The 17,929-nt window shown below is 71.3% G+C and carries 16 protein-coding genes; 4 read left to right on the top strand and 12 right to left on the bottom strand.

Annotated features, from left to right (window positions below):
- Positions 1-2: 2 nt before the first annotated feature.
- From IFT73_RS09845 to zwf, 3 genes are all read right to left on the bottom strand, one after another.
- Positions 3-1,520: a gamma-glutamyltransferase gene (locus tag IFT73_RS09845; RefSeq protein WP_371811230.1), complete on the bottom strand. Its 1,518-nt coding sequence runs from the start codon at positions 1,518-1,520 to the stop codon at positions 3-5.
- A 160-nt stretch (positions 1,521-1,680) separates the two neighbouring features.
- Positions 1,681-3,501, bottom strand: a complete 1,821-nt coding sequence (locus IFT73_RS09850) for a glycoside hydrolase family 15 protein (RefSeq protein ID WP_192167508.1) — start codon at positions 3,499-3,501, stop codon at positions 1,681-1,683.
- Positions 3,494-4,954, bottom strand: a complete 1,461-nt coding sequence (gene zwf, locus IFT73_RS09855; protein ID WP_192167509.1) for a glucose-6-phosphate dehydrogenase — start codon at positions 4,952-4,954, stop codon at positions 3,494-3,496. The genes IFT73_RS09850 and zwf overlap by 8 nt, the downstream gene beginning before the upstream one ends.
- A gap of 74 nt (positions 4,955-5,028) precedes the next feature.
- Here zwf and IFT73_RS09860 point away from each other — a divergent pair, with 74 nt between their 5' ends.
- Complete coding sequence (locus IFT73_RS09860; protein ID WP_192167510.1) at positions 5,029-6,213, top strand: NAD(P)/FAD-dependent oxidoreductase; 1,185 nt, start codon at positions 5,029-5,031, stop codon at positions 6,211-6,213.
- Positions 6,214-6,239: 26 nt separating this feature from the next.
- Here IFT73_RS09860 and IFT73_RS09865 read toward each other — a convergent pair whose 3' ends face one another.
- From IFT73_RS09865 to IFT73_RS09875, 3 genes are all read right to left on the bottom strand, one after another.
- Positions 6,240-7,034, bottom strand: coding sequence for an alpha/beta fold hydrolase (locus IFT73_RS09865; protein WP_192167511.1), 795 nt, complete (start codon positions 7,032-7,034; stop codon positions 6,240-6,242).
- 7 nt (positions 7,035-7,041) lie between these two features.
- On the bottom strand, positions 7,042-7,842 hold the full coding sequence (locus IFT73_RS09870; protein WP_192167512.1) for an SDR family oxidoreductase: 801 nt from the start codon (positions 7,840-7,842) through the stop codon (positions 7,042-7,044).
- A gap of 74 nt (positions 7,843-7,916) precedes the next feature.
- Complete coding sequence (locus IFT73_RS09875) at positions 7,917-8,579, bottom strand: hypothetical protein (RefSeq protein ID WP_192167513.1); 663 nt, start codon at positions 8,577-8,579, stop codon at positions 7,917-7,919.
- Positions 8,580-8,669: 90 nt separating this feature from the next.
- Here IFT73_RS09875 and IFT73_RS09880 point away from each other — a divergent pair, with 90 nt between their 5' ends.
- Positions 8,670-9,053 carry a VOC family protein gene (locus IFT73_RS09880; RefSeq protein ID WP_192167514.1) on the top strand — a complete coding sequence of 128 codons (384 nt, stop codon included), beginning with the start codon at positions 8,670-8,672 and terminating at the stop codon, positions 9,051-9,053.
- A gap of 28 nt (positions 9,054-9,081) precedes the next feature.
- On the opposite strand, the gene guaA is transcribed toward IFT73_RS09880, so the two are convergent.
- The 4 genes from guaA to efeO form a co-directional block, all read right to left on the bottom strand.
- Complete coding sequence (guaA, locus tag IFT73_RS09885) at positions 9,082-10,641, bottom strand: glutamine-hydrolyzing GMP synthase (RefSeq protein WP_192167515.1); 1,560 nt, start codon at positions 10,639-10,641, stop codon at positions 9,082-9,084.
- Positions 10,642-10,980: 339 nt separating this feature from the next.
- The gene (locus tag IFT73_RS09890; RefSeq protein ID WP_192167516.1) at positions 10,981-12,687 is read right to left on the bottom strand and encodes a GMC oxidoreductase; all 1,707 of its coding nucleotides are present in this window, start codon (positions 12,685-12,687) and stop codon (positions 10,981-10,983) included.
- 72 nt (positions 12,688-12,759) lie between these two features.
- Positions 12,760-14,064, bottom strand: a complete 1,305-nt coding sequence (efeB, locus tag IFT73_RS09895) for an iron uptake transporter deferrochelatase/peroxidase subunit (protein ID WP_192167517.1) — start codon at positions 14,062-14,064, stop codon at positions 12,760-12,762.
- A gap of 19 nt (positions 14,065-14,083) precedes the next feature.
- Positions 14,084-15,226 carry an iron uptake system protein EfeO gene (efeO, locus tag IFT73_RS09900; RefSeq protein ID WP_192167518.1) on the bottom strand — a complete coding sequence of 381 codons (1,143 nt, stop codon included), beginning with the start codon at positions 15,224-15,226 and terminating at the stop codon, positions 14,084-14,086.
- Positions 15,227-15,381: 155 nt separating this feature from the next.
- Here efeO and IFT73_RS09905 point away from each other — a divergent pair, with 155 nt between their 5' ends.
- Positions 15,382-15,717 (top strand): PadR family transcriptional regulator, encoded by a 336-nt coding sequence (locus IFT73_RS09905; RefSeq protein ID WP_192167519.1) that lies wholly within the window; start codon positions 15,382-15,384, stop codon positions 15,715-15,717.
- Entirely contained in the window at positions 15,714-16,313 is a 600-nt protein-coding gene (locus IFT73_RS09910) for a hypothetical protein (RefSeq protein WP_192167520.1), read from the top strand. The genes IFT73_RS09905 and IFT73_RS09910 overlap by 4 nt, the downstream gene beginning before the upstream one ends.
- Positions 16,314-16,315: 2 nt before the next feature.
- On the opposite strand, the gene IFT73_RS18965 is transcribed toward IFT73_RS09910, so the two are convergent.
- Together IFT73_RS18965 and IFT73_RS09920 are read right to left on the bottom strand one after the other, a co-directional pair.
- Complete coding sequence (locus tag IFT73_RS18965; protein ID WP_192167521.1) at positions 16,316-16,804, bottom strand: GNAT family N-acetyltransferase; 489 nt, start codon at positions 16,802-16,804, stop codon at positions 16,316-16,318.
- Positions 16,801-17,907: a GuaB3 family IMP dehydrogenase-related protein gene (locus IFT73_RS09920; RefSeq protein ID WP_056606372.1), complete on the bottom strand. Its 1,107-nt coding sequence runs from the start codon at positions 17,905-17,907 to the stop codon at positions 16,801-16,803. Before IFT73_RS09920 ends, IFT73_RS18965 begins: the two co-directional genes overlap by 4 nt.
- Between the last annotated feature and the right edge of the window lie 22 nt (positions 17,908-17,929).

The following is a 17,929-nucleotide window of genomic DNA, read 5'->3' on the forward strand; positions in this document are numbered from 1 at the left end:
CATCAAAGCGCAGTCGGGGGCTCCTGTGGGGTCTCGCGGACGAGACGTACGGCACCGTCGCGCCGCGGATCGGCGGCCGCGACCATCGCGTCGTCGCCCGCGACGCCCTTCGACGGACGGCGGAGCGTCGCCGAGACCCCGCCGTAGTACATCGTGAGGTCGGACTCGACCTTGACGACCTCGTCGGGACGGCCGGCCCGGTGCACGTGGACCCGCGGGTGGTCGATGGCCTCCTGCAGGCCCAGCCCCCCGTTGACGAAGCCGGCGATCGCCTGGACGACGGCGGTCGTGATGCGGTCGGCGCCGGGCGAGCCGATCGCGAGCGCCGAGCCGTCGACGTGGTGCCCGACCGTCGGAGCCATGTTGGAGAGCAGCCGCGAGCCGGGCGCGAGGCCGTGCAGACCTCGCGCGTTGAGCTCCTGCTCGCCGAGGCAGTTGTTGAGCCAGATGCCGGTTCCCCGGGCGATCATCCCCGAGCTGTAGCCCGACGACACCGTGACCGAGCACGCGCCGCCGTCGCTGTCGGTGGCCGAGACGTGCGCCGTCGAGCCCGACTCGAGCACCGCGAGGTGGTCGCGGTCGACGAGCGCGAGGAAGGCTCCCGCGTCGCGCGCCAGGTCGTCGCTGACGTCGAGGACGTCGAGCCGGTGGCCGAGGACGGCCCGCTGCACGCGCACGAGGTGCTCGACGTCGCTGTCGTCCCACGGACCGTGCGGCCGTCCGTCGAGCAGGCGGAGCATCGCGGTGACGCAGACGCCCCCGACCGACGGGGGCGGGTTGGTGCCGAACGTCCAGTCGCCCACGCGGCTCAGCAGCGACGGGCGGACGACGGGGCGGTACTCGGCGAGGTCGGCGGCGCCGAGGATGCCGCCGCGACGGATCACGTCGTCGCTGACCAGCCGCGCCAGCTCGCCGGTGTGCAGGGCGGCCGAGCCGTCGGCCGCGATCAGCTCGAGGGAGGCGGCCAGGTCGGGCACGACCACCAGACCGGTGCGGATCGCGCCGTCCTCGTCGTGCACCGCCGCCCGGCTCTCGTCGTCCCAGCCGAAGATGTCGTCGTGGACGTACTCGAGGTAGTACCGCGACGCCGAGCTCAGCCGGAAGCCGCGCCTCGCGACCTCGATGGCGGGTGTCACGAGGTCGCGCCACGGCAGGCTGCCCCAGCGGCGGTGGGCCTCCTCGAGCGCCGCGACCGAGCCGTGCGCCGCGACCGAGCCCGCACCGATCGTGATCGTGACGCCCCCGCCGTACTCGGTGTCGACGTCCCACGTGCCGCCGCCGAGGGCGCGTCCGCGACCCGGCATGTCCATCCACCCGTCGACGGTCTGCGGCGCGCTGCCGTCGGGCGGCTGCACCGTGACGAAGCCGCCCGAGCTCAGCGAGACCAGCCCCACCTCGTTGACCATCGTCACGAGGACCGCGGCCACCGCGGCGTCGACCGCGTTGCCGCCGGCGCGCGCGACCTGCTCGCCGGCGTCGGCGGAGGCTTCGTTGGGGGCGGCGATGGACACGTCTGGCACCAGCGAAGGCTATCTGTCGCGCGCGTCGGCGCACGCCGGACGTTGCGCACCCCTGAGGCCGACGAGGGGGTTACCGCCCCGCGAGGAGAGGGTCACCGCCCCTCCGCGGGGCGACGACCCTCTCGCGGAGGGGCCGCAACCCCCTCGTCGGCGAAAGGGGTCAGCCGCCGTCGAGGGCCTTGTCGAGGTTGGTCGCCGCGCTGATCAGGGCCAGGTGGGTGAACGCCTGCGGGAAGTTGCCGAGCTGGTCGCCCGTCGTGCCGACCTCCTCGGCGTACAGGCCCAGGTGGTTGGCGTAGGTGAACATCTTCTCGAGCGCGAGCCGCGCGTCCTCCAGCCGTCCCGCCCGCGTGAGCGCCTCGACGTACCAGAACGAGCACAGCGAGAACGTGCCCTCCTCGCCCTCCAGCCCGTCGGGGCTGATCGACGGGTCGTAGCGGAACACCAGGCTGTCGACGACGAGCCGGTCCTCGATCGCGTCGAGCGTCGACAGGAACTTGGGATCGGCCGACGACAGGAACTTGACCATCGGCATGAGCAGCACGCCGGCGTCGAGGGCGTCGCCGTCCTCGGTCTGCGTGAACGCCCGCAGCTCGCTGTTCCACGACCTGTCCATGATCCGCTCGTAGATCTCGTCGCGCACCTTCGCCCACGCCGAGATGTCGCCCGGCAGACCGCGCTGGCGCGCCATGCGGATCGTCCGCTCGATCGCGACCCAGCACATCAGGCGCGACGTCGTGTGGGCCTGCGAGCCCGCACGGGTCTCCCACATGCCGGCGTCCTCGCGGTCCCAGTTCTCGCACACCCAGTCGACGACGCGGGTGACGTCGGACCACGCGTCGCTGCTGATGCCGTCGCCGTACTTGTTGAACAGGTAGACCGAGTCGATCAGCTCGCCGTAGATGTCGAGCTGCAGCTGGTCGACCGCGGCGTTGCCCACGCGCACGGGCCCGGAGTCGCGGTAGCCCGTCAGGTGGTCGAGCATGAACTCGTCCTGCGGCTGGTTGCCGTCGATGTCGTACAGCACCCGCAGCGGCCCGAGACCGTGGTCCTTGTCCTCGCCCAGGCGCTCCGACAGCCACACCATGAAGGACTTGGCCTCCTGCGTGAAGCCGAGACGCAGGAGCGCGTAGAGGCTGAAGGCAGCGTCGCGCATCCAGACGTAGCGGTAGTCCCAGTTGCGGTCGCCACCGATGAGCTCGGGCAGGCTCGTGGTCGGTGCCGCGACGATCGCGCCGGACGGCTCGTGCGTCAGCAGCTTGAGCGTGATCGCCGACCGGTTGACGGTCTCGCGCCACCGACCGCGGTAGGTCGACTGCGACAGCCACGTGCGCCAGAACGACAGGGTCGCGTCGAACAGCGAGGCGGTGTCGTCGAGGTCGGCGTCGTCCAGCTCGTCGTCGTCGTCCAGCACCTCGAGCACGAACAGCGCGACCTCGCCCTCGGCCAGGTCGACGTCGGCCGTCACGCACCCGCTGTCGACCGTCAGGTCGGACGTCGCGCTGAGACCCAGGCGGACCCCGTCGCCCGTCAGGACGACGCCGTGCTCGAGCGTCTCGGCCTCGCACGTCGCGCGGGCGTAGTCGGGACGGGCGTCGAGCCGCATGTGCACCGTCGTCGAGCCGCGGACGGCCATGACGCGCCGCACCAGACGCTGACGGTGGTCGGGGTCGCCGGGCTGCAGCACCGGCATGAAGTCGTGCACCTCGACGACGCCGCTCTCGGTCAGGAACCGTGTCGCCAGCACCGCCGACTCCGGGAAGTAGAACTGCTGCGTGCGCACCGCCCCGTCGGCCGGGGCGATCTTCCACGAGCCGCCGTTCTCGCGGTCGAGGATCGAGGCGAAGATGCTCGGCGAGTCGAAGCGCGGCGCGCAGAACCAGTCGATCGTGCCGTCGGTGCCGACGAGTGCTGCGGTGCGCAGGTCACCGATCAGCCCGTGGTCGGCGATCCCCGGCCAGTCGGAGCCGGTCTCAGGCATCCGGCAGCCGCCAGCCGCGCTCGCCCGGCAGCTCGAGGGCGTCGTCGGGCCCCCACGAGCCCTTGGCGTACTGCTGCGTCTTCGGCGGGTTGTCGAGCACGGGCTGGCAGATCTGCCACAGACGGTCGACCTCGTCGGAGCGGGTGAACAGCGTCTGGTCGCCCCGCATGACGTCGAGCAGCAGGCGCTCGTACGCCTCGAGGGGCGTATCGCCCGGGTCGTCCTGCGACAGGTCGAGGTGCAGCGACGAGTCCATCAGGTCCATCGTCGGGCCGGGACGCTTGGCGTGCAGGTCGACCGTGATCTTGGGCGAGTCGGTCAGCTCCAGCACCAGCTCGTTGGGTCCGTAGGCATTGTCGCCGAAGCGGCCCATCGGCGGCGTGCGGAACGTCAGGGTGATGGTGCGCCGGGTCGCGCCGAGCGACTTGCCGGTGCGCAGGTAGAACGGGACGCCCTGCCAGCGCTCGGTGTCGACGTAGGCCTCGAGCGCGACGAACGTCTCGACCTCGGAGTCGGCGTCGACGTCCTCCTCGTCGCGGTAGCCCTCGTACTGGCCGAACACGACGCGCTCGGGGTCGAGGGGACGCATCGCGGCGAAGACCTTCGACTTCTCGTTGCGCAGCGCCAGCGCGTCGAGGTGGACGGGCGGCTCCATCGCGACGAAGCCCAGCACCTGGCTGAGGTGGGTCGAGATCATGTCGCGGAAGCAGCCGGTCGACTCGTAGAAGCTGCCGCGGCCCTCGACCGTCAGCTCCTCGGGCACGTCGATCTGCACCGAGCAGATGTGGTCGCGGTTCCAGGCCGGCTCGATCAGGCCGTTCGCGAAGCGCAGCGCCAGGATGTTCTGGACCGCCTCCTTGCCGAGGAAGTGGTCGATGCGGAAGACCTGGTCCTCCGTCACGACGTCCTTGAGCGTCGCGTCGAGCTCGCGGGCCGTCTCGAGGTCGGTGCCGAACGGCTTCTCGATCACCAGGCGCGCGTCGTCGGCCAGGCCCTCGCGACCCAGCATGCCGATCATGGGCTCCATCGCCGACGGCGGCACCGACAGGTAGATCAGCTTCTTGGCGTCGTCGCCGAGACCCGACAGGGCCTCGTCGACCGCCGCCGCGAGGTCCTTGCCGTCGTCGGCGTCGGACGTCTGGAACGTCAGCCGGCCCAGGACGTCGTCGGCGACGCCGGCGTCGAGGTCGTCGACGAACTCCTCGAGCGACGACCTGATCTTCTCGCGGAACTCGTCGTCCGACCCGGGCGAGTGGCGGCCCGATCCGATGATCGCGTAGTCGTCGGGCAGGCGGGAGGCGGCGGCGAGGCGGTAGATGCCGGGGAAGAGCTTGCGCTTGGCGAGGTCGCCGGTCGCGCCGAAGAGGACGAAGACGTGTGGGGCGGGGGTCTCTCGCGCCGGCGTCTCGGGGTCGGAGGTCGTGTCGTCGGGGGTCTGGGTGTCAGTGGCCACGATGCCAGCGTAGGCACCTGCGCCTGAGCCGCAACGGGAGATTGTCGGCGGCCGGCAGGGGTACTGCCCACCGCATGAGCCACGACTACGACTACCTGATCATCGGCGGCGGCATGACGGCCGACACCGCCGCCAAGGGCATCCGCGAGATCGACGCCGACGGCACGATCGGCATCGTCGGCGAGGAGTCGACCGCACCGTTCCCGCGGCCCGCGCTGTCGAAGAAGCTCTGGACCGACGACGACTTCTCCGAGGACGACGCCGCACTCGACACCGCCGACGAGACCGGCGCGACGCTGCACCTCGGCGCCCGGGCCGACACGATCGACCGGGACGCCAAGACCGTCACGACCAGCACGGGCGACACCTTCGGCTACCGCCGCCTCCTGCTCGCGACGGGCGGACACCCGCGCCAGATCCCGGGTCTCACGCCGAGCGACCGGGTCATCTACTACCGCACGCTCGAGCACTACCACCGCCTGCGCGCGGCGGTCACCGACCACCCGCACGTCGCGGTCGTCGGCGGCGGCTACATCGGCACCGAGATCGCCGCCGCGCTCGTGCAGGACGGCAGCACCGTCACCCTGATCCACCCCGACGACGTGCTGGGCTCGCCGACGTTCCCGTCGGTCGTCGCCGACGAGGTCCAGGGCATGTTCACCGACGCCGGCGTGACGGTGCACGGCGGCGCGAAGGTCGACGGCGGGTCGACGTCACCCGACGGCGTGCGCCTCGACCTCAGCGACGGCACGACGGTCACGGCCGACCTGGCCGTGATCGGCCTCGGCATCGAGCCGGCCGGCGTGCTGGCCCGCCGCTCGGGCCTCGAGACGTCGTCGGACGGCGGCATCGTCGTCGACGAGCGCCTCACGACCGCCGACCCCGACGTCCTGGCGGCCGGCGACGTGGCCGAGTACCCCGACCACATCCTCGGCCGCCGCCGCGTCGAGCACGTCGACAACGCCAACGAGATGGGCGCGGCCGCGGGACGCATCCTCGCGGGCTCGGACGAGGTCTACGACCACACCCCGATGTTCTACTCCGACCTGTTCGACGCCTGGTACGAGGCGGTCGGGACGCTCGACGCGAGCCTGCGCACCGAGGTCGTCGACAAGGAGGACGGCGGCAAGGTCGTCTACTACGTCGACGGCGACGAGGTCGTGGGCGTCCTGCTGTGGAAGGTCGGCGACGGCGTCGAGCCGGCCAAGAAGGTGCTCGCGGCGCACACCGTGCCGGACTCCTTCACCGACCTGATCTGAGGGCCGGCCTGATCTGAGGCCCGGCCTCAGCCGAGGTCGCGCAGCAGGTCGCCCACCACGTCGGCGACCTGCTGCGGCGACTCGAGGGCCGTGAGGTGGCCGGTCGACCCGAGCACGACCAGGCGGGTCGGGCGGTCGCCGCGCGCTGCGAGCATCTCCTCGCCGCGCTCAGGAGGCGTCGCCTCGTCCTCGGCGCCGAACAGCAGCACGACCGGACGGTCGAGGTCGCGCAGCGTCGTCGTCGTGTCGGCCCTGGCCGCGATGGCGCGGGCCATCCAGGCGACGCCGTCGGGATCGGCCGCGGAGATCGTCCTGCGCAGCCCCTCGACGAGCTCGGGCTGGTCGCGGTGCGCCGTGTCGCCGACCCCCTCGTCGGCGCTGTCGGCGACGGCCTCGGTCGAGCGCGACGACTCGACCTCGTCCGCGACCTCGCGCCGCTCGTTCGGCACGTCGGGCTCGATGCGGCGGGTCGTCGTGCTGCCGAGCACCAGCGCGGAGACCCGGCCGGGCGCCTGCGCGGCGAGCTGCAGCGCGGCGTAGCCCCCGGTCGAGATGCCCAGCACGACCGCCCTCTCGACGTCCAGCTCGTCGAGCACACCCGTCACGGCGTGCGCGACGGCGTCCATCGTCGGCGCCTGCGACGGCACCGGACTGCGTCCGAGCCCCGGCAGGTCGATCGTCACGACCCGTGCCGCCCCGGTCAGCAGGGGGACGATCCGGTCGAACATGCCGGAGTCGAGCGGGAACGCGTGCAGCAGGACGACGACGTGACCGTCCCCGCCGTGGTCGACGTGGTGGACGGCGGGGGCGGGGACGGTCACGGACGCGTCAGATCGTGGCGACGGAGCCGGAGTCGACGCGGTAGTTCGACCCGTTGACGAAGCTGGCCAGGTCGGAGCACAGGAACGCGACCACGGCGGCGACCTCCTCGGGCTCGCCGCGGCGGCCGAGCTCCATGTACGGGCGCTCCTCGTCGAGGAAGCTCTCGATGGCCTGGTCGGTGTCCGTCCCGAGCTCCTTGGCCCGCTTCTCCATCATGGCGTCGGTCATCGGGGTGCTGATGAACGCCGGCGACACGCAGTTCACGAGCAGGCCCTCCTTGGCGTACGTCCTCGACAGGCCCTTGGCGAACGCCAGGATGCCGGCCTTCGCGGCGCAGTACGGCAGCTCGTCGTCGTACGGCTGCACGGCGTCCTCCGACGCGAGGTAGACCGCGCGGCCCCAGCCACCCGAGCGGAGCGCGGGCAGGAAGGCGCGGGTCAGGCGGATCGGGGCGAGCAGGTCGGTCGTCAGGGTGTCGACCCATCCGGCGTCGTCGATCTCGTGGAACAGGCCCTGGGCACCCGTCACACCGGCCGACTGCACGAGGATGTCGATGTCGCCGACGGCCTCGGTGACGGCGTCGCGCAGCGCGAAGATCGACTCGACCGAGTCGAGGTCGGCGGCGATCGCGTGCAGGCGCTTCTTGGGGGCGTCGAGCTTCGCGGCGGCCTCGTCGAGGGAGTCCTGGTCGCGGTCGGACAGGACGACCGTCGCGCCCTCCTCGAGCAGGAGGCGGGCGGTGTGCCAGCCGATGCCGGAGTCGCCGCCGGTGACGAGTGCGATGCGTCCTGAGATGCCGAGATCCACGGTGTGCCTTTCGATGGGGTTCGCCGGCGGTGTACCCCTCAACCCGCCGGCGACACCCGGCGAGCGGCAGACGATCAGTCGGTGTCGGGCTCGTTGTCGAGCGAGATCCAGTCGGACGACTTCTGCCGGGTCTTCTGGCCGTCCTGGTTCACCACGAGGGTGCCGTCGTACGCCAGGACCGTGTAGCGCGTCGATCCGTCCTTGGCCGCGAACGCGTCGAGCTGCGACTCGTAGGTGCCGGGCAGGTCGACGACGTCGCCGCCCTTCGGCTGCGTCACGAACCGGAAGTCGGCCCCGGAGCTGTCGCGACCGCAGATCGACGTCTTCGCGCCGGACGTCGTCGTCTTGTAGAGGATCACGGGGTAGGAGCCGCCGCAGGCCAGGCTCAGGCCGGACTTCTCCTGCTCGGGCTGGGTCACCGGGGCGACGCCGCAGTCGGGCAGCAGGGAGTCCTTCTCGGTGCCCTCCTCGTTGAAGACCGTGTCGGGCCCCTCGCACGTCGGACCGCTGCCCGGCGTGGGGGTCGGGGTGGGCGTCGGGGTCGGGGACGTCGTGGTCTGCTCGGGCGTCGGGGTCGACGTCGTCGCGGTGGCCGTCGGCTCGGTGGCGGTCGCCAGCGGCTCGGCCTCGTCGTCGCCGTCGAGGCGCAGCACGGCCACGACGACCACGGCCGCCACGACCAGCAGGACCATGACGATGGCGACGTATTTGTTCCGCGGGAATGCGGACTGACTCACGGTGGTGCCTTCCGATCGACTGCGTTCGAGCCTAACAACCGCCGGCCTCCCGCCCTACGATGGAGGTCCGTCGACCAGAGGAGAACGATCGTGCCGGTGCTCGGAGTGGGCGGAGTCTTCCTGCGGTCGCAGCACCCGGATGCGTTGAGCACCTGGTACCGCACCCACCTCGGCGTGGGCCCCGGCCTCGCCGCGCCGTCGGCGGGCGAGGCCGACGAGTGGTCGTGGCGGACGGAGGGCGGTCCGCTGGTGTTCGCGCCGTTCCCCGCCGACACCGACTACTGGCCGGGCGCCCAGCAGGTCATGCTCAACCTGCGCGTCAGCGACCTCGACAGCCTCATCGTGTCGCTGCGCGCCGCGGGGGTCGAGGTCGAGACCAGGGACGAGTGGGACTCCCCCGAGACGGGCCGGTTCGCGCGCGTCCACGACCCCGACGGCAACGCCGTCGAGCTGTGGGAGCCCCCGGCGGCCTGAGCGCGGTCGGCTCGTCAGGCCGGCCGGGTCACTCCCACTCGATGGTTCCCGGCGGCTTGCTCGTGATGTCGAGGACGACGCGGTTGACCTCGTCGACCTCGTTGGTGATGCGGGTCGAGATCCGCTCGAGCACCTCGTACGGCAGGCGGCTCCAGTCGGCCGTCATGGCGTCCTCGCTCGAGACCGGCCGCAGCACGATCGGGTGGCCGTAGGTGCGGCCGTCGCCCTGCACGCCGACCGAGCGGACGTCGGCCAGCAGCACGACCGGGAACTGCCAGATCTCGCCGTCGAGGCCCGCCGCGGTGGTCTCCTCGCGGACGATCGCATCGGCCTCGCGCAGGATCGTCAGACGCTCCTCGTCGACCGCGCCGACGATGCGGATCGCCAGGCCGGGGCCGGGGAACGGGTGCCGTCCGACGATCGCCTCGGGGATGCCGAGCTGACGTCCGACGTCGCGCACCTCGTCCTTGAACAGCGTGCGCAGCGGCTCGATCAGGCTGAACTCGAGGTCCTCCGGCAGGCCGCCGACGTTGTGGTGGCTCTTGATGTTCGAGGCGCCCGCTCCCCCGCCCGACTCGACGACGTCGGGGTAGAGCGTGCCCTGCACGAGGAACTTGACCGGGGCACCCGGCGTCGCGAGCACCTCGCGCTCGGCGGCCTCGAACACGCGGATGAACTCGCGGCCGATGATCTTGCGCTTCTGCTCGGGGTCGGAGACGCCGGCGAGGAAGCCGAGGAACTGCTCCTTGGCGTCGACGACCTTGAGGTCGACACCCGTGGCCTCGACGTAGTCCTTCTCGACCTGCTCGGCCTCGCCCTGGCGCAGCAGCCCGTGGTCGACGAAGACCGCGGTGAGCTGGTCGCCGATCGCGCGCTGCACGAGGGCCGTGGAGACCGCGGAGTCGACACCGCCCGACAGCGCGGAGATGACGCGGGCGTCACCGACCTGCTGGCGGATCAGCTCGACCTGCTCCTCGACGATGTTGCTGCTGGTCCACGTCTGACGGCAGCCCGCGATGTCGACCAGGAACGTCTCGAGGACGCGCTGGCCGTGCTCGCTGTGCAGCACCTCGGGGTGCCACTGCACGCCCGCGAGGCGACGGTCGGTGTCCTCGAACGCGGCGACGGTCGCGCGCGGCGAGCGGGCGTTGACGCGGAAGCCCTCGGGCGCCGCGACGACCTCGTCGCCGTGCGACATCCACGACGTCAGCGACTCGGGCAGGTCGGCCAGCAGGGTGCCGGGCTCGAGCACGCTGACGCTGGTGCGTCCGTACTCGCGCTGGCCCGTGTGGGCGACGGTGCCGCCGAGGGCCTGGGCCATCGCCATGAAGCCGTAGCAGATGCCGAAGACGGGGGTCTCGGCCTCGAACATCGCCGCGTCGAGCTGCGGTGCGCCGGCCTCGTAGACCGAGGACGGACCACCCGACAGGATGATCGCGGCGGGCTTCTTGGCGAGCATCTCCTCGACCGGCATCGTGTGCGGGACGATCTCGGAGTACACCCGCGCCTCCCTCACCCGACGGGCGATGAGCTGGGCGTACTGCGCCCCGAAGTCGACGACGAGGACAAGGTCATGATCGGGGGTCACGGGTGCCACCCTATCGGGCGCCGACTCCGCGAAAAAATTACCGTGACCACCTCGTAACCCCGGTGTCGGAGCGTCGTTTTACACGGTGGATCTAACAACACTCCCTCCCGTTAGATCATGTGCTGCTCCTCGTGGCACAACAGGACCCGGCCCGTGGACTCCCTCCAGGCCGGGTCCTGTGCGTGGCGCAGGGCTTCGCCCTGCCAGCGACTTCGTCCCCCACTCGCTGGCGCTCGCGGGAGGTGCCCCCAGCTGCCGCGCTCCGCGCGGGGCCACTGTCTCGCTCGCTGCGCTCGCTCGACCTGTGGTGGCGTTCTGTGGTCGAGCGAGCCGTGCGTCCTACGAGACGCCGACGATGGGCAGGCGCAGGGCCGCCGGGGCGTCGTCGGGGACGACGGGGCTCTTGGGCGCGACCGGCTCCATGCGGCGGTACGGCTCGTCGATCGACGGACGCAGGTCGGTCTCGCCCTTGTTGGGCCAGTACGACATCGCGCGCTCGGTCTGTGCCGTGATCGTCAGCGACGGGTTGACGCCGAGGTTCGCCGTGATGGTCGAGCCGTCGGCGACGTGCAGGCCCGGGTGGCCGTAGAGACGCTGGTACGGGTCGACGACCCCCGTCTCGGGCGAGTCGCCGATCGCGCAGCCGCCCATGAAGTGCGCCGTCAGCGGCACGTTGAAGGGCTCGCCGATCGTGCCGCCGGGCGTGCCCTTCATCTCGTCGGCCATGTGCTGGACGGCGCGGTGGCCGGGCTCGATGAACGACGGGTTCGGCGCACCGTGACCCTGCCGGGACGTGAGCCGGCGGCGGCCGGTCAGCCCCCGCTTGGTGTACGTCGTGATCGAGTTGTCGTGCGTCTGCATGACCAGCGCGATGACGGTGCGCTCCGACCAGTGCCGCAGGTCGTACAGCTTGAAGAGCTTGGTCTTCTGCTTCCACATCTCGCGCAGCCACACGCGCCAGCGGGGCGTCGAGCCACCGCCGTCGGTCAGGACGGTCTGCATCAGCGACATCGCGTTCGAGCCCCTGCCGTAGCGGCACGGCTCGATGTGGGTGTGCTCGTCGGGGTGGAACGAGGACGTGATCGCGACCCCCTCGCTGTAGTCGACGTCGTTGCCGTCGGCGATCGAGCCGAGCAGCGCCTCGGAGTTGGTGCGGGTCAGCAGGCCGAGGCGCTGCGACACCCGCGGCAGCGAGCCCGAGTCGCGCATGCGGTGCAGCAGCTTCTGCGTGCCCATCGTGCTGGCCGAGAAGATGACCTGCTCGGCCGTGATGGTGCGGTGCGGCCGGAACCGCCTGTTCGTGCGACGCGTCTCGACCTCGTACCCGCCGCCCTCCCGCGGCCGGACGGCCGTCACGGTCGTCATCGGGTGCACCTCGGCGCCGGCGGACTCGGCCAGGTAGAGGTAGTTCTTGACCAGCGTGTTCTTGGCGTTGTGGCGGCAGCCCGTCATGCACTCGCCGCAGTTGGTGCAGCCCGAGCGGGCCGGCCCGGCACCGCCGAAGTAGGGATCGTCCTTCGTCTCGCCCGGGTCGGCGCCGAAGAACACGCCGACGGGCGTGTGGTGGAAGGTGCCACCGACGCCCATCTTCTCGGCGACCTCGCGCATCACGGTGTCGGCGGGGGTCACGTGCGGGTAGACCGTGACGCCGAGCATGCGCTTGGCCTGGTCGTAGTAGGGCTCGAGCTCGGCGCGCCAGTCGGTGATGTGACCCCACGCAGGGTCCTGGTAGAACGGGTCGAGCGGCTCGTAGAGCGTGTTGGCGTAGACCAGCGAACCGCCGCCGACGCCGGCGCCCGACAGGATCAGCACGTCCTTGAGCTTGTCGATGCGCTGGATGCCGTAGCAGCCCAGCTGGGGCATCCACAGGAACTTGCGCAGGCGCCAGGAGCTCTTGGCGAAGTCGGCGTCCTCGAAGCGCTTGCCGGCCTCGAGCACCGCGACGCGGTAGCCCTTCTCGGTCAGCCGCAGCGCCGAGACGCTGCCGCCGAAGCCCGAGCCGATGATCAGGACGTCGTAGTCGAATGCCGTGTCACGGGAGCTCATACCCCGAGTATGACACCGGGGATGTCACATCGCTACTGGTCGGTAACGACCGTGTCGACCCCCACACCGGGCTCAGGCGAACAGGCCCTCGCCCCAGTAGCCCTGCGGACCGACGCCGGGCGGGCACGCGAACAGGCCCGAGCCGACGTGCACGATGTACTCGCTCAGCAGATCGTTCTGCAGGCCCGCCAGCGAGCGCTGGATGCGGACGAACTGAGCCTCCGGATCGCGCTGGTAGGCGATGAAGAACAGCCCGGCCGACAGCTGGCCGAGGCCGTTGGACCCGTCGACGAAGTTGTACCCGCGACGCAGCAGCTTGGCGCCGCCGTTGGTGTCGGGGTGGGCCAGGCGCAGGTGGGACTTCATGTCGATCAGCGGCTGGCCGGCGTCGTCCTTGGCGTCGAAGTCGATCGCGGCGAACTCGTCGCCGCCCGACAGCGGCCCGCCCGAGCCCTTGGCCCGGCCGACGATCGTCTCCTGGCCGTTGAGGGGCTCGCGGTCCCAGGTCTCGATGCGCATGTCGATCTTGCGCGACACGAGGTACGAGCCGCCGGTCATCCAGGCCGGACCGTCGCCGTCCTGCACCCACACGAAGTCCTCGACGTCCTTCTTCTCCTCGACCTTGATGTTGGCCGTGCCGTCCTTGAACCCGAACAGGTTGCGCGCCGTGACCTGCGCCGTCGACGTCGACGACGTGCGGCCGAAGCCCATCTGCGAGTAGCGCACCGAGGCGCGCCCGAAGGCGATGCGGGCGAGGTTGCGGATCGCGTGCACCGCGATCTGCGGGTCGTTGGCGCAGGCCTGGATCGCGATGTCGCCGTCGCTGATCGCGGGGTCGAGCCGGTCGCCGGAGAAGCCCGGCATGACGACGAGGCGGTCGGGCAGCTGCCCGTCGAGGTCGAAGCGCGGCGCCCCGGAGGCGTCGACGAACAGGCTGCGGCCGAACCCGATCGTGATGGTCAGCCCCGACGGCGGCAGGCCGAGGGCCTCGCCGGTGTCCTCGGGCGGCGAGTAGGGCGCACCGGCGACGGCGCCGAAGTCGCCGATGTCGTTGCCCTGGGCCATCTGCCGGGCGGCCTTCGTCCAGTCCTTCAGCAGCGAGACGAGGTCGTCGCGCTCCTCGGTCGTCATGTCGAAGACCGCGAAGTGCAGACGGTCCTGCGCCGGCGTGACGATGCCGGCCTGGTGACGTCCGTCGAAGTCGATCGGCAGGGCGTCCCGGTCGGGGACGACCGCGACGGGCTTGTCGCCCACCGCGTACCCGGCGCCCGCGCCGAGGGCCCCGACCGTCAGGGCACCGACGCCGGCCGCTCCCAGCAGCTTCCTGCGGGAGAGTCCGGCGGCGGGCGTCGTGTCGCGGTCGTTCACGTCGGCCATCGTCCCAGGAGACCGGGTGTCAGGCCGACTTGGCGACGACGGCGGCGACCTTGCTGATCGGCTCGCTGAGCGCCGCGACGGAGTCGGACAGCTGCTTGATCTGCTGCTCGGTCAGCTGGTCATAGAACGTCCACTCGCCCGTGCTCTTGTCCTGGTACTGGTTGAGCTCGGTGTCGAGCGCCGCGAACTTGGCGTCGATGTCCTTGACGAGGTCGGGGTCCTGGTCGATCAGGACCGGGCGCAGCGACGAGATGGCGGCCTGCGAGCCCTCGATGTTGGCCTTGAAGTCCCACAGGTCGGTGTGGCTGAACTCGTCCTCCTCGCCCGTGATCTTGCCCGTCGCGACCTCGTCGAGCAGGCCCTTCGATCCCTGGGCGAGCTCGAGCGCCGTCAGCGGGGCGTCCTGTCCCTTCGCGACGATCTGCTTGACGTTCGACAGCAGCTGGTCGGCGTACGGGTCCATGCCCTCGGTGTTGCCCTCGACCCACAGCTGCTTCTCGATGCGGTGCCAGCCCGTGAAGTCGACGCCCTCGGCCTTCGCATCGGGCTCGCGCCCGTCGGTGATGGGGTCGAGGTCGCCGAACTGCTCGGCGACGGGCTCGATGCGCTCCCAGTAGGTGCGGGCGATCGGGAACAGCTTCTTGGCCCCCTCGACGTCGCCGGCCTTGACCGCGTCGACGAACTCGGTCGTCTTGACGATCAGGGTGTCGGACTGCGACTTGACGTAGCGGGCGTAGCTGTCGGCGGCGGCCGTGAGCTCCTCGGAGTCCGACAGCGGCGCGGTGGCCTCACCCGTCACGGTGAGCGTCTGGCGGATGCCGTCGCCGATCATGCCGGGCTTGCAGGCCCCCTCGTACGTGCCCTTGGGCAGGTCGACGATCAGGTTGCGGGTCAGGCCGGGCCCGACGTTCTCGACCTCGCCCATGATGCGGTCGCCGTCGGCGTACACGTAGAACTCGGTGACCTTGGAGCCCGCGTTGGTGACCTTGAACGTCGACGGGCCGGCGTCGAGCTTGCTGGCCGAGACGGTGCAGTCGGAGTCGGTGGCCTTGACCGTGAGGGCGCCGGAGGCCGACGAGGTCTCGGACGGGTCGGACGCGCAGGCGGCGAGGCTGACGGTGGCCAGCGCGGCGATGCCGACCGAGGCGAGGAGCTTGTTCATGGGTCGTCCTTCGTGTCGAGGCTGGCCGACGTGAGGCTAGCCTCACCATGCTAAGGCACACCTGACCGCGGCGAACAGCACGCGGACGTGTGACGTGCGCCGTGCGCGTGCCGACCTGGTTCCATGTGTCGCAAGGTACTGCTACCTTGTGACGCATGGAACCGGGAGCGCTGTCGCAGCTGCGCCGTGGCGCGCTCGAGTACTGCGTGCTGGCGCTGCTGCAGGACGAGCCCCGCTACGCCGTCGACCTCGTGACCGAGCTCGGGCGGCACCCGTCCCTCGTCACGAGCGAGGGCACGATCTACCCGCTGCTGTCGAGACTGCGCAAGGAGGGCCTGGTGCTCACCGAGCAGCGGGAGTCCGAGCAGGGACCGCCCCGCCGCTACTACCAGCTGACCCGCGACGGGCGCCGGGCGCTCGACCGGTTCGAGACCGACTGGCGAGCATTCCGCGACGCCGTCGACCAGACCCTCCGGAAGGACACGCCATGACGACCCCACCCATCGCCCGCGGATATCTCGACGACCTGCGCTCGGTCGCGGCCGAACGGCTCGGCCCCCGGCGGGCCGACGAGCTCGTCGCCGACATCGGCGAGCACCTGGAGGCAGCCGTCGCGGACGGCCGGTCCGTCGAGGACGTGATCCAGCGCCTCGGCAGCCCCGCCGACATCGTCGCCGCCGAGCAGCCCGCGCCTCCCGCTCCCCCGGCCACCGCACCCGCCGCGCGGCTCCGCGCCCAGGAGGTCATCGCCCTGGTGCTGCTGCTGGGCGGCATCATCGTGTTCGTGATCGGCTGGGTCGTCGGCGTCGTCCTGCTGTGGACGTCGGACCGGTGGTCGACCCGCGACAAGCTGATCGGGACGTTCCTGTGGCCCGGCGGCCTCGGACCCCTGCTGGTCGTCGGCGGGTTAGCCACGTCCGGCTCGTCGGAGATCCAGTCCTGTGCGGGATCGACGTGCACGACGGTCACCGAGACCACCGGACCGCCCGGCTGGGTCGGCCTCGTGGTCGTCGCCGTGCTCGTGATCGTGCCGATCCTGACGACGATCCACCTGGCCCGGTCGGCGCGGGTGCCCCGCGCCGCCTGAGGTCAGCCCGCCGCGAAGACCTTCTCGAAGCACAGGGAGTACGTGACGGCCTCGTACGGCGCGAACACCGGGATCGGCGTGTACCCGCGCCGCCCGTAGAACGTCAGCGCCGCGTGCTGGCGGTCGCCGGTGTGGATGACGATGCGGGGCGCCCCCTCGTCGTCGCGCACGACGCCCTCGACCGCGGCGAGCAGGTCGTCCGCGACCCCGCTGCCGCGCGCGTCCTCACGGACGTACAGCCGCTTCATCTCGAGCTCGCCGGCCATGTCGCCGTCGAGGCGGCGCAGGCACGCGTGGCCGACCGGGCGCTCGCCGTCGTAGGCGACGAACGTCGCGACGATCGACGACGGATCGATGCCCTCGGACCCTCCGCGGTGGGCCGCGGCGGGGTCGTCGGCGTACAGCTGGTTGCCCAGCGTGACGTGCTCGTCGCGCAGCTCGACGGCGTCAGGGTGCTCGAACCCCACCCGGACGAGTCGGTACGGGCTCACCCGACGACGACCTCGACCCGCTGGAACTCCTTGAGGTCGGTGTAGCCCGTCGTCGCCATCGCGCGGCGCAGGGCGCCGATCAGGTTCATCGTGCCGTCGGGCACCGACGACGGGCCGAACAGCACCGACTCGAGGTCGCCGACCGTGCCGATGTCGACCCGGCCGCCGCGCGGCAGGTCGGGGTGCCACGCCTCGGCGCCCCAGTGGAAGCCGCGTCCCGGGGCCTCGACGGCCCGCGCGAAGGGTGAGCCGATCATGACGGCGTCGGCGCCGCACGCGATGGCCTTGGCGATGTCGCCGCTGCGCCCGATCGAGCCGTCGGCGATGACGTGCACGTACCGTCCGCCCGACTCGTCGAGGTAGTCGCGCCGCGCCGCGGCCACGTCGGCCACCGCGGACGCCATCGGCACCGCGATGCCGAGCACCGAGCGGGTCGTGTGGGCGGCCCCGCCGCCGAAGCCGACCAGCACGCCGGCCGCGCCGGTGCGCATGAGGTGCAGCGCGGCCTGGTAGGTCGCGCACCCGCCGACGATGACCGGGACGTCGAGCTCGTAGATGAACTCCTTGAGGTTCAGCGGCTCGGTCTGCCCCGAGACGTGCTCGGCCGAGACCGTCGTGCCGCGGATCACGAACAGGTCGACGCCCGCGTCGACCACGGCGTCGGCGAACTGCTTGGTGCGCTGCGGCGACAGCGCACCCGCGACCGTGACCCCGGCCTCGCGCACCTGCTGCAGACGGGCCGTGATGAGCTCGGCCTTGATCGGCTCGGCGTAGATCTCCTGCAGCCGCTTGGTCGCCAGCGGCCCCTCGATGCCGGCGACCTCGTCGAGCAGGCTCTCGGGGTTCTCGTAACGCGTCCACAGACCCTCGAGGTCGAGCACGCCGAGACCGCCGTGCCGTCCGAGCGCGATCGCGGTGTCGGGGCTCATGACGGAGTCCATCGGCGCGGCCAGCACCGGGAGGTCGAACCGGTAGGCGTCGATCTGCCAGGCGGTCGACACCTCCTCGGGGTCGCGCGTCCGGCGGCTCGGGACGATCGCGATGTCGTCGAAGGAGTACGCCCGACGGCCGCGCTTGGCCGTCCCGATCTCGATGTCTGCCATGCCGTACAGCCTAGTGCGAGGC

The organism is Aeromicrobium sp. CFBP 8757 (genome assembly GCF_014841755.1).
Lineage (GTDB): Bacteria > Actinomycetota > Actinomycetes > Propionibacteriales > Nocardioidaceae > Aeromicrobium.

Excerpts from the sequence above, each read along its gene's own strand:
- efeO (WP_192167518.1), bottom strand. The coding sequence starts at position 15,226 with ATGAACAAGCTCCTCGCCTCGGTCGGCATCGCCGCGCTGGCCACCGTC.
- efeB (WP_192167517.1), bottom strand. The coding sequence starts at position 14,064 with ATGGCCGACGTGAACGACCGCGACACGACGCCCGCCGCCGGACTCTCC.
- IFT73_RS09920 (WP_056606372.1), bottom strand. The coding sequence starts at position 17,907 with ATGGCAGACATCGAGATCGGGACGGCCAAGCGCGGCCGTCGGGCGTAC.
- IFT73_RS09905 (WP_192167519.1), top strand. The coding sequence starts at position 15,382 with ATGGAACCGGGAGCGCTGTCGCAGCTGCGCCGTGGCGCGCTCGAGTAC.
- IFT73_RS09860 (WP_192167510.1), top strand. The coding sequence starts at position 5,029 with ATGAGCCACGACTACGACTACCTGATCATCGGCGGCGGCATGACGGCC.
- IFT73_RS09910 (WP_192167520.1), top strand. The coding sequence starts at position 15,714 with ATGACGACCCCACCCATCGCCCGCGGATATCTCGACGACCTGCGCTCG.
- IFT73_RS09890 (WP_192167516.1), bottom strand. The coding sequence starts at position 12,687 with ATGAGCTCCCGTGACACGGCATTCGACTACGACGTCCTGATCATCGGC.
- IFT73_RS09850 (WP_192167508.1), bottom strand. The coding sequence starts at position 3,501 with ATGCCTGAGACCGGCTCCGACTGGCCGGGGATCGCCGACCACGGGCTG.